Consider the following 13642-nt stretch of genomic DNA (forward strand, 5'->3'; position numbering starts at 1 on the left):
CGCTCGTCGGCACCGTCGAGCGGGGGGTGACGACCGAGGGAGAGAGGATCGTCGACGCGCTCCGACGCGTTGCCGGAGGTGAACGCCTCGAACTCGGCGCGTCGGCGCTGGTCGCCGTGCTCCTGCTCACTGCCGGCACCGTCGGCGTCGTCGGCCTGAACGTCGACTACTGGAACAGCGCGAGCGAGGAAGACCGGGCGGTGCTCCAGTGGGCACAGCCCGAGAACGACCTCCAGCGAACGATGGACGACGTGGCGGCCATCGCCGACGGGACCGACGGGACGGATGTACTGTTCTACGGTACCAGTGTCGGCGGCGGGACACAGTTCTACGTCGCGAACGAGTCGAGCCTCGATCAGCCGCCGCCGGGCGGGCCGTCGTGGCACTCCCGGCTGCCGCTGCCGTGGTACCTCGAACGCGCCGGCGCGACCGTGAACTCCAGCGCGCCCGACACGCCGCCCGACGAAGCGCTCGTGGATGCGCCGCCGGTCGTGATCGCCCACGACGACGCCCGCGAGGAGATCGCCGCCGAACTCGACGGCTACGCGGTTCGCGAGCACCGCTTCAAGCTCTGGGGCGAGGATATCGTCGTGTTCCTCGACCGCGACGCACTGTCGAGGGTATAATCACGAACGTGCCTATATCGATCCCGATCCAGCAATCCTTATACACACTCGTCCGGAAGCGTCGCGCATGAGCGTCACGCTACCCGGACCCACGCTCGGCGTCGTCGGCGGCGGCCAACTCGGCCGGATGCTCGCCGAGGCCGCGTCACCGCTGGGCGTCGACGTGGTCGTGCTCGACCCGACACCCGACTGCCCGGCCGCGCGGGTCGCCGACCAGATCGAGGGCGAACTCGACGATCCCGACGCCGTCCGCGAACTGGCCGAGCGCGCAGACGTGCTCACGTTCGAGATCGAGACCGCCGACCCCGACCTGCTCGCGGACGTGCGGGCCGAGACGGGCACGCCGGTCCACCCCGACCCCGAGACGCTGGCGGTCACTGGCGACAAGCTCCGGGAGAAGGAGATGCTCGCGGGCGCGGAAATCCCCGTCCCGCGGTTCGTCCCCGCGGACTCGCCGGCCGCCGCGGAGACCGCCGTCGACCGCTTCGGCGGGACGATGCTGAAAGCCCGCGAAGGTGGCTACGACGGCCGGGGGAACGAGCCGGTGACCGAGATCGACGACGCCGAGCACACGCTGGAGACGGTCGGCGGTGACGCCGTGGCGGAGGAGCTACTCGACTTCGACCGCGAACTCGCCGCGATCGGCGTTCGGGGGGCCGACGAGGAAACGCGGGTGTTCCCCGTGACCGAGACGATCCACCGCGAGGAGATCCTGCGCGGGACCGTCTCGCCGCCGCGAGTCGACGACGAGACTCGGGAGCGAGCGCGTGAGGTGGTCGAGCAGGTGCTCGCCGAACTCGACGGCCGCGGCGTGTTCGGCGTCGAACTGTTCGACGTGGACGGGGAGATCCTCGTCAACGAGATCGCGCCCCGGCCGCACAACTCCGGCCACTGGACGATCGAGGGCGCCGCGACCTCGCAGTTCGAGCAGCACGTCCGCGCCGTGCTCGGCTGGCCCCTCGGGCCGGTCGACCGCGTCGCCCCCACGGCGTCGGCGAACGTCCTCGGCGACGTGGCCGAGCCTGAGGAGGCGACGCTGTCGGGTGTCGACGCCGTGCTCGCTGAGCCGGACGCGAGCCTCCACTGGTACGGGAAGCGGGAGGCCCGGCCGCTCCGGAAGATGGGCCACCTCACCGTCACCGATCCCGGCGCCGCGGACGCGACCGACGCCCTGACGACGGCCGAATCGCTGCGCGACCGCCTCACGTTCACCGAGTAACCATGCCTTCAGTTACCGACCTGATCGACCGACTCGAATCGGACGCCGCCGCCGACCGCCCGGACGAATCCACCCCCGACGTGGGGATCATCATGGGGTCGGACTCCGACCTCGACACGATGCAGGGCGCGTTCGACGCGCTCGACGCGTTGGGCTTCTCTGAGCAGACCGACCACGCCGACCCGCCCGAGGGACGGTTCAGCTACGAGTCCTACGTGGTCTCGGCCCACCGAACTCCCGACCTGATGTACGCCTACGCCGAGACCGCCGAGGACCGCGGGCTGGAAGTGGTAATCGCCGGCGCGGGCGGGAAGTCCGCGGACCTGCCGAACATGACCGCCTCGATCGCGTTCCCGCTGCCCGTGATCGGCGTCCCGGTGCAGGAGAAGTCAGTCGATTCCGTGATCGGGATGCCCACCGGCGCGCCGATCACCGCCGTCGACGCCGGCAAGTCGTACAACGCCGCGCTGTCGGCGGCCCAGATCCTCGCCCGTGAGTATCCCGAGGTCCGGGACCGCCTCGAGGAACTCCACGACGAACGCCGCGAGGGCGTCGGCGACGTATCTGCGGCACTGCACGATCTCGGCGTCCGCGGGTTCCGCGAGCGCGAGGAGTGACCCGCCTCGGGGTGCTCCGGGCCGGCCGTCGCGTCCGTTCGACTCCCCGACTTCCACGGTACTGGTCCGCACGCTCGCCCGCGTGGGGAAATGAACGCTTAAGAGCCGTGGGGTCGAACCCCGGAAACGTTACGGAGAACCCGATATGAATCCATGGATAGCTATCGGCGCGCTGGCGCTTGTTGCGGTCGGCATCCCCGTTGCGATGATGGTGGTGTCGGCACTGCTTCGTCCCAGCGTGCCTGAACAGGGGAAAAGCGCCGTCTACGAGAGCGGCGAGATCCCGACGGGGACGACGCGCATCCGGTTCAACATCCAGTACTACATGGTTGCGCTGCTGTTCGTCGTCTTCGACATCGAGACCGTCCTCATCTTCCCGTGGACGGTCATCTACCGACCGGCCCTCGAAGGGGGCGCCTCCATGATGGAGGTGCTCGCGCCGATGCTGGTGTTCATCGGGGTGCTGGTCGTCGGGCTCGTCTGGGCGTGGCGGCAGGGCGCCGTGCAGTGGGTGTCCAGTCCGCGCGCGCTCGAGGAGAAGACGGAGGCAAACCAATGAGTAGCGAACGAGAACTCTTCCGAACCGACGACGCACAAGTACAGACCGAGACCCGCGACGCCCGTATGAGCGGCCAGGGCGACCGGTTCAACTCCAAGCTTCGCGAGGCGTTCGGCTCCTCGCCGTTCATCCTCACGAAGTTCGACAAGTTCATGAACTGGGTCCGGGGCTCGTCGATGTTCATGCTGCAGTTCGGGATCGCCTGCTGCAGCATCGAGATGATGCACACCTACGCGGTCAAGCACGACCTCGACCGCTTCCACGCCGGCGTCCCGCGGGCCTCGCCCCGGCAGGCCGACGTGATGATCGTCCCGGGGACGATCGTCTCGAAGTTCGCCCCGCGGATGAAGCGCGTCTACGACCAGATGCCCGAGCCGAAGTTCGTCGTCGGCATGGGCTCCTGTACCATCTCCGGCGGCCCGTTCCAGGAGGGGTACAACGTGATCAAGGGCGCCGAGGAGGTCATCCCGGTCGACATCCACGTCCCGGGCTGCCCGCCCCGCCCCGAGGCGCTGGTGTACGGCGTCGCGAAGCTCCAGGAGCGGATCGCCAACGGCGAGGCGTCGCCGGTGACGGTCAAGCCCTACGAGCTCGAACAGTTCGGCGACCTCGAACGCGACGAGATCGTCGACGAACTCGCGTCCGAGATCGACGAGGAGGACCTCGTGATGCGCTACAACTGGGCTGATTCACCATGAGCCTGCAGGAAGGCGAGGCGACCCCGGAGATCGAGTCCGGCGAGACCGACCTCGAGGCGCTGCTCGGCGACCTCGTGGTCGACCGCGACGACCACATGAACGCGCCGGCGTTCGTGATCCGGCCCGACACGGTGCAGGAGACGCTCGGCCGACTCAAGGAGGAGGCGGGCTACGACCACCTCTCGCTGGTCACCGCCGAGGAGTACCCCGACCGCTACGAGTCGATCTACCACCTGAAGAAGTTCGACGACCCGACCGACGAGGTCAGCGTCGTCGTCCCGACCGACTCGGAGAACCCCGTCAGCGAGTCGGCGGAGCCGGTGTTCCGGACCGCCGACTGGCACGAGCGGGAGGCGTACGACCTGGTGGGGATCGAGTACGACGACCACCCCGACCTGCGCCGGATCCTCCTGCCCGAGACGTGGCAGGGCCACCCGATGGGTCGGGACTACGACCAGGACCGGCCGCAGATGGTCCCGCTGCGGGAGAACGCGAACCCGCTGCAGGAGGACCAGCGCGCCGCGTCCGACTCGGACACGATGTTCGTCAACATCGGTCCCCACCACCCGGCGACTCACGGCGTGCTCCACCTCGAGACCACGCTCGACGGCGAGCAGGTGATCGACGTGGAGCCGGACATCGGCTACCTCCACCGCAACGAGGAGCAGATGGCCCAGAAGAGCACCTACCGCCACCAGATCATGCCGTACCCGGACCGCTGGGACTACATCTCGGCGGGGCTGCTCAACGAGTGGGCGTACGCCCGCGCGGCCGAGGACCTCGCGGACATCGAGGTGCCGGAGTACGCACAGATCATCCGCACCATGGGCGCGGAGCTCTGCCGGATCGCGGCCCACATGCTCGCCGTCGGGACGTTCGCGCTCGACATCTACGGCGACTTCACCGCGATCTTCATGTACGCGATCCGGGACCGCGAGAAGGCCCAGAACATCCTCGAGGATCTCACGGGCCAGCGGCTGATGTTCAACTACTTCCGGCTCGGCGGGGTCGTCTGGGACCTGCCCGAACCCCGCGAGGAGTTCTTCGAGAAGGTCCGGGAGTTCGTCAACGAACTGCCCGAGGCGCTGGAGGAGTACCACGACCTCATCACGGGCAACGAGATCCTCCAGATGCGGACCGTCGACACCGGCATCCTGCCGCCGGAGGTCGCGAAGAACTACGGTGCGACCGGTCCGGTCGCCCGCGGCTCGGGCATCGACTACGACATCCGGCGCGACGATCCCTACGGCTACTACGACGAGCTCGACTGGGACGTCGTCACCGAGGACGGCTGTGACAACTTCAGCCGCCTGCTCGTCCGGATGCGCGAGGTCGAGGAGTCCGCGAAGATCATCGAGCAGTGTGTCGACCTGCTCGAGGACTGGCCCGAGGAGGAGCGCAACATCCAGGCCAACGTTCCGCGGACGCTGCGCCCGGACGACGACAAGGAAATCTACCGTACTGTCGAGGGCGCGAAGGGCGAACTCGGCGTGTACATCCGCGCCGACGGCACCGAGAAGCCCGCCCGGTTCAAGATCCGGAGCCCGTGCTTCTCGAACCTCCAGACGCTACCGGAGATGAGTAACGGGGAGTACATCCCCGACATGATCGCCGCGCTGGGGAGCCTCGACATCGTGCTCGGGGAGGTGGACCGTTGATGCTGCAGGCCGAGACCCCGCTGCCGGACCTGCTCGCGAACCTGCTCGGCCTCGGCGGCGTCGGCGTCGTCGGCGCGTTCGTCGCCGCGCTGCTGGCGTCGATCATCGTCGGCAACGTGATGCTCGCGATGACCGGCGTCGCCGGCCCGTGGGCCAAGCGGAAGATCACCGCGAAGTTCACCGACCGCATCGCCGCCGACCGCATCGGTCCGAAGGGGCTTGGGACGATCCCGGCCGACGCGCTCCGGCTCCTCTCGAAGGAGCTGATCGTCCCCGAGGGCGCCGACCGCCCCGCGTGGGACGTGGCGCCGCTGATCGTCGCCGGCTCGGCGATGCTCGGCTTCGCGGTGATCCCGATGGGCAGCGGCATCCAGCTCGCCGACCCCGAGGTCGGGCTGGCGTACGTGTTCGCGGTCGCGTCGATCGCCAGCCTCGGCATGGTGATGGCGGGCTACGCGTCGAACAACAAGTACTCGATGCTGGGCGCGCTGCGTGCGGTCGCACAGAACCTCGCTTACGAGATCCCGCTGGTCGTGACGGGGATGTCGGTGGTGCTGTTTACCGGCTCGCTCCGGATGAGCGAGATCGTCGCCGTCCAGCAGGAGACGCTGGTGTCGATCGGCGGCCTCGCGATCCCGTCGTGGTTCGCGATCGTCAATCCCTTCGCCTTCGTCCTGTTCCTCGCGGCCAACGTCGCCGAGGTGGGGCGGAACCCCTTCGACATCCCGGAGGCGCCGACGGAGATCGTCGCGGGGTTCCAGACCGAGTACTCCTCGGTGTACTTCGTGCTGCTGTACCTGGGTGAGTTCCTGCACATCTTCCTCGGCGGCGCCATCACCGCGGTGCTGTTCCTCGGCGGCGCGGCCGGCCCCGGGCCGGAGAGCATCGGCTTCCTCTGGTTCGTGGTGAAGATCTGGGCGTTCTTCCTGTTCACCCAGTGGCTGCGCTCGGCGGCGCCGCGACTGCGTATCGACCAGCTGATCGAAGTCGGCTGGAAGGGGATGCTCGAGCTCTCCTTCCTCAATCTGGTGCTCACGGCCCTAATCGTGGGGGTGGTTGTATGATCGGAATCCTGAAAGGCATGGCAACGACGATGAAGCACGCGTTGGACGGCAACACCTTCACGGTCGAGTACCCGGAGGTCGCGCCCGAAGTCAGCCCGCGGTTCCGCGGGGTCCACAAGTTCAGCCAGGAGCGCTGCATCTGGTGTCGGCAGTGTGAGAACGTCTGCCCGAACGACACCATCCAGATCGTGATGGACGAGCAGCGCAACGGCGAGCAGTACAACCTCCACGTCGGGCAGTGTATCTACTGCCGGCTGTGCGAGGAGGTCTGCCCCGTCGACGCGATCATCCTGACCCAGAACTTCGAGTTCACGGCGGACACGAAAGACGAGTTCGCCTACAACAAGGAACAGCTCAAGAACGTCCCGTGGTACAAGGGGAGCGACCCCCTCGAAGCCCGCAACCCCGACCGGTCCGCGTGGGTCGGCGAGGGCGCGGGCGAGGTCGACTACCAGTAACACAATGGTCACAGAGACAATCACGTTCGCGCTGTTCGCCGCCCTCACGGTGGGGTGTGCGCTGGGAGTCGTCCTCGTGAAGGACCCCTGGCACGCCGCACTCCTGCTCGGCGGCGCGCTGACGAGCCTGGCGGTTCACTACGTGATGTTGCAGGCCACGTTCCCGGCGGCGATGCAGATCCTCGTCTACATCGGGGGCGTGCTCGTGCTCATCACGTTCGCCGTCATGCTCACGCGAACCCAGCAGCCGAAATCGGAGGTGTACAGCTAGATGGTCACGCGACCCGAGCTCAAGGAGGACGGTAACTACGCCAACGGGCTGGCGGCGGCGGTGCTATTCGTCGTGCTCGCGGCGGTGTTCCTCACGAGCAACTTCGGCGAGGCCGCGGGCTTCGCCGAGGACGCGTCGCTGGTCGCGGGGATCGGCTACGCGCTGATGGACCTACAGACCATGTCGGCGGTCGCCGTCGAGGGGTTCCTCGCGGCGTTCGAGATCATCGGCCTCGTGCTGGTGGTCGCGACCGTCGCCGCGGTGACGCTGGCACGTCGACAGTCCGACGGCTCGTACGTCACCGCCCTCACCGACGGGGGTCGGAAGGCGTCCGACAGCGAGGAGCCACGCTCCTCGGAACGCGACGAGGAGGTGGCCGACTGATGGTCCCCATCGAGTACTACCTCGTGCTGTCGGCGGCGGTGTTCTCCATCGGCCTCTACGGCCTGCTGACCCGGGAGAACGCGCTGCTGTTCCTGATGTCGGTCGAGCTGATGCTCAACGCCGCGAACATCAACTTCGTCGCGTTCAGCGTCCAGTGGGGGAACCTCACCGGGCAGGTGATGAGCCTGTTCGTGATGGGGCTGGCCGCGGCCGAAGTGGCTGTCGGCATCGGCATCATCCTCGTGCTGTACCGCAACTTCAACGACGTCGACGTGACCCTTCCGCAGTCGATGAGGTGGTAAGATGGTAGGAGCATTCGACTACGCACCGGCGATCGTACTGCTACCGTTCCTCTCGTTCTGTCTCGCGGTCGGGGTCGCCCTCTCCGGGCGGGACCTGCTACCGAAAGGTGGCGCGCTCCCCGGGATCGCGGCGACAGCCGGCTCGCTGCTGCTCTCCGCGTGGGTGTTCCTCACCGTCAGCGGCGGCGAGACGTACAACGAGACGATATACACGTGGGCCGCCGGGACCGAGGCGACCGGGAGCCTGAGCCAGCCGCTCGAACTGACGTTCGGGCTGCTGCTCGACCCGCTGTCGGCGATGATGCTGCTCATCGTCTCGCTGGTCGCGCTGCTGGTCCACGTGTTCTCGCTCGGCTACATGAACGACGAGGGCGAGACGGGGCTGCCCCGGTACTACGCCGGGCTGGGCCTGTTCACCGCCTCGATGCTGGGGTTCGTCGTCGCCGACAACCTCCTGATGGCGTTCATGTTCTTCGAGCTGGTCGGGCTCTGCTCGTACCTGCTGATCGGGTTCTGGTTCCGGCAGGCAGGCCCGCCCAGCGCGGCGAAGAAGGCGTTCCTGGTCACCCGCTTCGGTGACTACTTCTTCCTGATCGGCGTCGTCGCCGTGTTCGCGACGTTCGGCACCGCGCAGTTCGCGGGCGAGCACTCGTTCCCGCATCTCGCCGAGCAGGCGATCCACGGCGAGGCGACGGTGAACACGTTCCTCGGGCTCGGCCCGCGGGCGTGGTTCACCGCGGTCGGCCTGCTGGTGCTGGGCGGCGTGATCGGCAAGTCCGCCCAGTTCCCGCTGCACACGTGGCTGCCCGACGCGATGGAGGGCCCAACCCCCGTCTCGGCGCTGATCCACGCGGCGACGATGGTCGCGGCCGGCGTCTACCTCGTCGCCCGGATGTACGGCTTCTACGCGCTCTCCCCGACCGCGCTGGCGGTCGTGGCGCTGGTCGGCGCGTTCACTGCCCTGTTCGCGGCGACGATGGGGCTGGTCAAAAACGAGATCAAGCAGGTGCTCGCGTACTCCACCATCTCCCAGTACGGCTACATCATGCTGGGGCTTGGCGCCGGCGGCTACGTCGCCGGCACGTTCCACCTGCTCACCCACGCGTTCTTCAAGGCGCTGCTGTTCCTCGGCGCCGGCTCGGTGATCATCGCGATGCACCACAACGAGGACATGTGGGAGATGGGCGGCCTGAAGGAGAAGATGCCCGTCACCTACTACACGTTCCTCGCGGGCTCGCTCGCGCTCGCGGGCATCGTGCCGTTCGCCGGCTTCTGGTCGAAGGACGAGGTGCTGTACGAGGCGCTCGTCCACGGCCTCGGCACCACGAGCGGCCTCGGTACCGCGCTGCTGATCGCCTACGGGATGGGTCTGATCGCGGTGCTGTTCACCGGCTTCTACACGTTCCGGATGGTGATGCTCACCTTCCACGGTGAGCCCCGCTCGGAGACGGCCGAGGAGGCCCACGAACCGGGCTGGAACGTGAAGCTCCCGCTGGTCGTGCTCGGGATCCTCGCGACGACCGTCGGGTTCGTCAACATGGTCCCGGTCCAGGATCTGACGGGCGCACACATCGACTTCCTGCACCAGTGGCTCTACGGGAACCCCGGCTCCGGTTGGGCCGCGGCGCTCGGGACCGGTGGCGAGCACTACCACCACCTGCTGGTGGCCGACTACGGCGCCGGCATGACGGCGGCGGAGCTGCCGTCGTACCTCGTCGGCCTGCTCTCGCTGGCGCTGGCGCTGTTCGGCGCCGGCGCGGCGTACGTCCTCTACGGCGGCGCCGACCCCGAACCCCACACCGAGAAGCTGGGGAGTCTGCGTGAGGTGCTGTACAACAACTACTACCAGGACGAGTACCAGGTCTGGATCGCCGAGAGCGTCGTGCTCCCGCTGTCGAAGGTCGCCGACACGTTCGATCAGGCGGTCGTCGACGGCGTGGTCAACGGCGTCTCCAGCGTGAGCCTGTTCGGCGGCTCCCGGATCAAGCGGATCCAGGACGGGCTGGTGACCCACTACGCCGCGATGCTCACGATCGGCCTGACCGTGTTACTCGTCGGGTTCGCGATCTACGGAGGGTGGTTCTGAATGATCATCGAGACGCTCATCGGCTTCACGTTCGTCGCCGCGCTGGTCACGTTCCTCGTCCCTGACGAGGTGGCCAACCGCGTCGGCGCGGCGCTGAGCCTCGTCCCGCTGGTCGGGACGCTCTGGATGTGGACACAGTTCGACGGGAGCGGCAACGCCCTCACGGGCGGGACGCTATCCTTCGAGACGAAGTTCGACCTGCTGACGCTGTCGGGCTATCAGGTGCAGTGGTTCACCGGGCTCGACGGGATCAGCCTGCCGCTGGTCGTGCTGACGGCGTTCCTGACGACGCTCGCGATCGTGAGCGCGTGGACGCCGATCGACACGCGCCAGTCGCAGTTCTACGGGCTGATGCTGTTCATGGAGGCGAACCTGCTGGGGATGTTCACCGCGCTGGACTTCTTCGTCTGGTTCGTCTTCTGGGAGGCCACCCTGCTGCCGATGTACTTCCTGATCGGCGTCTGGGGCGGCCCGCGCCGCAAGTACGCGGCGATCAAGTTCTTCGTCTACACGAACGTGGCGAGCCTGCTGATGTTCGTCGGCTTCGTCGCGCTCACGTTCGGCGGCCTCGGCGACAGCATCGACACGCTGGCGCTGCCGGAGGTCGCGATGGCGCTCAACGCGGGCGGCAACGTGAGTTCGTTCATGGGACTCGCCCCGGACACGCTGAAGCTCGCGGCGTTCCTCGCGATGTTCGTCGGGTTCGCGGTGAAGGTGCCCGTCGCGCCGCTGCACACGTGGCTGCCGGACGCCCACGTCGAGGCGCCCACGCCGGCGTCGGTGATGCTGGCGGGGGTGCTGCTGAAGATGGGGACGTACGCGATGCTGCGGTTCAACTTCACGATGCTGCCCGACGTGGCGGGCGATCTCGCGGTCCTGATCGCCGCCCTCGGCGCGTTCTCCGTGATCTACGGCGCGATCCTCGCGCTGGCACAGGAGGACCTCAAGCGCATCGTCGCGTACTCCTCCGTGTCGTCGATGGGCTACGTGCTGCTGGGCCTGATCGCCTACACCGAGTTCGGCGTGGCGGGCGCGACGTTCCAGATGATCGCTCACGGCCTGATCTCGGGGCTGATGTTCATGGCCGTCGGCGTCATCTACAACACCACCCACACCCGGATGGTCGGCGACATGTCCGGGCTGGCCGACCGGATGCCCGTCACGGTGGGCATCTTCGTCGCCGGCGCGTTCGGCTACATGGGGCTGCCCCTGATGGCCGGCTTCGCCGGGGAGTACTTCATCTTCGTCGGCTCGTTCCACTCCACGGTGATCCCGAGCGCGCCGCTGTTCACCGCGGCGGCGATGTTCGGGATCGTGATCGTGGCGGGCTACCTGCTGCTGGCGATGCAGCGCACCCTGTTCGGGCCGTTCAGCCTCGACGCCGACTACGAGGTCGGCCCGGCCCCGTTCCACGACGTGGCGCCGCTTGCGGTGCTGCTGCTCGCAGTCATCGCGCTCGGCGTCGCCCCTGACCTGTTCCTCGACATGATCCAGAACGCGATCGCCCCGCTCGTCGGAGGTGGTGCCTGATGGTGACGGCACCGCCGCTGACGCCGACCTTCCTGCTGGGGCTCACGGCGCTTGCGGTGTTGCTCTACGACAGCGTGTGGCCCGACTCCAGCGACGCGAGCGTCCTCGCGGGCATCTCCGTGATCGGCTCGCTCGCCTCGCTCGGGACCGCGGGCTGGTTCCTGTCCGCCGACACCGGGCTGGCGACCGAGGGCATCTCGCTGTACGCCGACGCGGTCGTCGTCGACGGGATGTCGCTGTTCTTCACCGCGCTGTTTGCCGCGGTGACGATCCTTGTCGCGCTGGCGGCCTACGACTACTTCGACGACGGCAACCGCGGCGAGCTGTACGGGCTGGTGCTGCTGGCGACGACGGGCATGTCGCTGATGGCGAGCGCGAACTCGCTGGCGACGGCGTTCGTCGCGCTCGAACTGGTCAGCCTGCCGTCGTACGCGCTGGTCGCGTTCCTGAAGGACGACCGCGGGAGCAGCGAGGCCGGTCTGAAGTACTTCCTGATCGGCGCGCTCTCCTCGGCGATCTTCGTGTTCGGCGTCTCGCTGATCTACGGTGCCACCGGCTCGCTGCTGCTGCCCGACGTGGCGGCGGCGTTCGAGTCCGGGCTCGGCGGCCGGACCGGGATCGCCGGCGTCGGCGTCCTGATGGTCGCCGGCGGCTTCCTGTTCAAGACCGCCGCGGTGCCGTTCCACTTCTGGGCGCCCGAGGCGTACGAGGGTGCGCCCGCGCCGGTCTCGGCGTACCTCTCCTCGGCCTCGAAGGCCGCCGGCTTCGCGCTGGCGTTCCGCGTGTTCGTCGTCGGCTTCCCGCTGGGGGCCGCGACGAGCGCCGGGATCGACTGGGCACTGCTGTTCCAGGTGCTCGCGGTGGCGACGATGGTGCTCGGTAACTTCGCCGCCGCCACCCAGGAGAAAGTCAAGCGGATGCTGGCGTACTCCTCGATCGGGCACGCCGGCTACGTGCTGATCGGCCTCGCCGCGATCTCCGCGGAGGCCAGCACCAACGGCGACGTGATGGGCGCCGCGATGGCCCACCTGTTCGTCTACGGCTTCATGAACACGGGCGCGTTCCTGTTCGTGGCGCTGGCCGAGAACTGGGGCGTCGGGCGCCGGTTCGAGGACTACAACGGACTGGGCGCCGAGAAGCCGTTCGCCGCGGTGGCGATGACGGCGTTCCTGTTCTCGCTGGCGGGCGTCCCGCCGCTGGGCGGCTTCTTCTCGAAGCTGTTCCTCTTCGCGGGCGCCGTCGAGGCCGGCCTCTGGTGGCTGGTCGTGATCGCGGTGATCAATAGCTCGCTCTCGCTGTACTACTACTCCCGCGTCGTGCGGGCGATGTGGTTCGAGGAGGGCGAGCACGATCTCGGCGCGACGCCGACGGCGCTGTACGCCGCGCTGGCGATCGCGCTGGTCGGGACGGTCCTGCTGCTGCCCGGCTTCGGGCCAGTGATCGAGACCGCACAGGAAGCCGCGACGGCGCTGTTCGCCTGACCGGCACCGCACCTTTTACTCGAAGACGCCCTTCACCGCCGCGGATAGCTCCGACTCGCGATCCATCCTCAGCCCGTCGGTAGTGGCGACGACGCTGGTGTCGCCGATCCGGACCCGGGCGACGTAGCCGCTGTCGAACTCACAGACCGTTCGGCTGTGGTCGGAGTCGGTGGCGGGCGACCGTCCGCCGTCGGCGAACACCGGCGACTCGCAGGAAGCGCCCTCGGCCATCGCCTCGTGGACCGGCCCGTCGGTGCCGGGGGCGAGATCGCTCCGGCGGTAGAGCGTCCCGCTGTACTCCGGGCCGTCGACGCTGACGCTGCGGAGCCGGTCGCCGACGACGCCCCGGCAGGCGTATTCGAGGGCGCTCAGCCGCTGGTCGGTCGCGTTGTTCGCCGATCGAACCATGTCCCTCATTAACAATGCACACGATTATCAATCTATCGGCAGGCGCCCCCGACAGGCACATACCCCCCGAGAGCGAGCCACGGCGTATGCACGCACGCGTCGCGGAGTTCGCAGAGTTCGCCGAGGAGCGCCACGGGCTGGCGATCGATCCCGTGGAGTTCCCCGAGGAGGGGACGCCGACGGCCGCCGACGCCGCCGAGGCGGTCGACTGCGAGATCGGGCAGATCGTGAACAGCCTCGTGTTCGATGTGGGAGGCTCGCCGGCACAGGGAGCCGGCGAG

At 68.1% G+C, this 13642-nt stretch carries 15 protein-coding genes and 1 pseudogene; 15 read left to right on the forward strand and 1 reads right to left on the reverse strand.

The annotated features are described in order from the left end of the window. The 14 genes and pseudogenes from ACFR9S_RS14790 to ACFR9S_RS14855 form a co-directional block, all read left to right on the forward strand. Positions 1 to 626 (forward strand): annotated as a pseudogene (locus ACFR9S_RS14790) (hypothetical protein); the annotation flags it as partial. A gap of 67 nt (positions 627 to 693) precedes the next feature. After that, complete coding sequence (locus ACFR9S_RS14795; RefSeq protein WP_379818961.1) at positions 694 to 1845, forward strand: 5-(carboxyamino)imidazole ribonucleotide synthase; 1152 nt, start codon at positions 694 to 696, stop codon at positions 1843 to 1845. Between the two features lie 2 nt (positions 1846 to 1847). Beyond that, entirely contained in the window at positions 1848 to 2462 is a 615-nt protein-coding gene (gene purE / locus ACFR9S_RS14800) for a 5-(carboxyamino)imidazole ribonucleotide mutase (protein WP_379730641.1), read from the forward strand. Between the two features lie 145 nt (positions 2463 to 2607). Further along, a complete protein-coding gene (locus ACFR9S_RS14805) occupies positions 2608 to 3021 on the forward strand; it encodes an NADH-quinone oxidoreductase subunit A (protein ID WP_379730640.1) in 414 nt (137 codons plus the stop codon). After that, positions 3018 to 3719, forward strand: a complete 702-nt coding sequence (locus ACFR9S_RS14810) for an NADH-quinone oxidoreductase subunit B (protein WP_053947731.1) — start codon at positions 3018 to 3020, stop codon at positions 3717 to 3719. The genes ACFR9S_RS14805 and ACFR9S_RS14810 overlap by 4 nt, the downstream gene beginning before the upstream one ends. Continuing rightward, positions 3716 to 5377 carry an NADH-quinone oxidoreductase subunit D-related protein gene (locus ACFR9S_RS14815; RefSeq protein WP_379730639.1) on the forward strand — a complete coding sequence of 554 codons (1662 nt, stop codon included), beginning with the start codon at positions 3716 to 3718 and terminating at the stop codon, positions 5375 to 5377. Before ACFR9S_RS14810 ends, ACFR9S_RS14815 begins: the two co-directional genes overlap by 4 nt. Further along, positions 5377 to 6441, forward strand: a complete 1065-nt coding sequence (locus ACFR9S_RS14820) for a complex I subunit 1/NuoH family protein (RefSeq protein WP_379818962.1) — start codon at positions 5377 to 5379, stop codon at positions 6439 to 6441. The genes ACFR9S_RS14815 and ACFR9S_RS14820 overlap by 1 nt, the downstream gene beginning before the upstream one ends. After that, complete coding sequence (locus ACFR9S_RS14825) at positions 6438 to 6899, forward strand: NuoI/complex I 23 kDa subunit family protein (RefSeq protein WP_379730637.1); 462 nt, start codon at positions 6438 to 6440, stop codon at positions 6897 to 6899. Before ACFR9S_RS14820 ends, ACFR9S_RS14825 begins: the two co-directional genes overlap by 4 nt. Positions 6900 to 6903: 4 nt before the next feature. Further along, the gene (locus ACFR9S_RS14830; protein ID WP_379730636.1) at positions 6904 to 7170 is read left to right on the forward strand and encodes an NADH-quinone oxidoreductase subunit J; all 267 of its coding nucleotides are present in this window, start codon (positions 6904 to 6906) and stop codon (positions 7168 to 7170) included. Then, positions 7171 to 7554, forward strand: coding sequence for a proton-conducting membrane transporter (locus ACFR9S_RS14835; RefSeq protein WP_379730635.1), 384 nt, complete (start codon positions 7171 to 7173; stop codon positions 7552 to 7554). Further along, complete coding sequence (gene nuoK, locus ACFR9S_RS14840; protein ID WP_379730634.1) at positions 7554 to 7856, forward strand: NADH-quinone oxidoreductase subunit NuoK; 303 nt, start codon at positions 7554 to 7556, stop codon at positions 7854 to 7856. Before ACFR9S_RS14835 ends, nuoK begins: the two co-directional genes overlap by 1 nt. A 1-nt stretch (position 7857) precedes the next feature. Further along, positions 7858 to 9942: an NADH-quinone oxidoreductase subunit L gene (nuoL, locus tag ACFR9S_RS14845; protein WP_379730633.1), complete on the forward strand. Its 2085-nt coding sequence runs from the start codon at positions 7858 to 7860 to the stop codon at positions 9940 to 9942. Beyond that, a complete protein-coding gene (locus ACFR9S_RS14850; protein WP_379730632.1) occupies positions 9943 to 11472 on the forward strand; it encodes a complex I subunit 4 family protein in 1530 nt (509 codons plus the stop codon). It begins immediately after the preceding gene. Beyond that, entirely contained in the window at positions 11472 to 12953 is a 1482-nt protein-coding gene (locus tag ACFR9S_RS14855) for an NADH-quinone oxidoreductase subunit N (RefSeq protein ID WP_379730631.1), read from the forward strand. The genes ACFR9S_RS14850 and ACFR9S_RS14855 overlap by 1 nt, the downstream gene beginning before the upstream one ends. Before the next feature lie 15 nt (positions 12954 to 12968). On the opposite strand, the gene ACFR9S_RS14860 is transcribed toward ACFR9S_RS14855, so the two are convergent. After that, positions 12969 to 13361 (reverse strand): DUF7522 family protein, encoded by a 393-nt coding sequence (locus ACFR9S_RS14860; RefSeq protein ID WP_379730630.1) that lies wholly within the window; start codon positions 13359 to 13361, stop codon positions 12969 to 12971. An 86-nt stretch (positions 13362 to 13447) separates the two neighbouring features. Between ACFR9S_RS14860 and ACFR9S_RS14865 the strand changes: the two genes are divergently transcribed. Next, positions 13448 to 13642: YbaK/EbsC family protein (locus ACFR9S_RS14865; protein WP_459077220.1), on the forward strand; the 195-nt coding region annotated here is incomplete at its 3' end.

The sequence above is a fragment of the Halolamina salina genome, from assembly GCF_042678005.1.
Taxonomy (GTDB): Archaea; Halobacteriota; Halobacteria; order Halobacteriales; family Haloferacaceae; genus Halolamina; species Halolamina salina.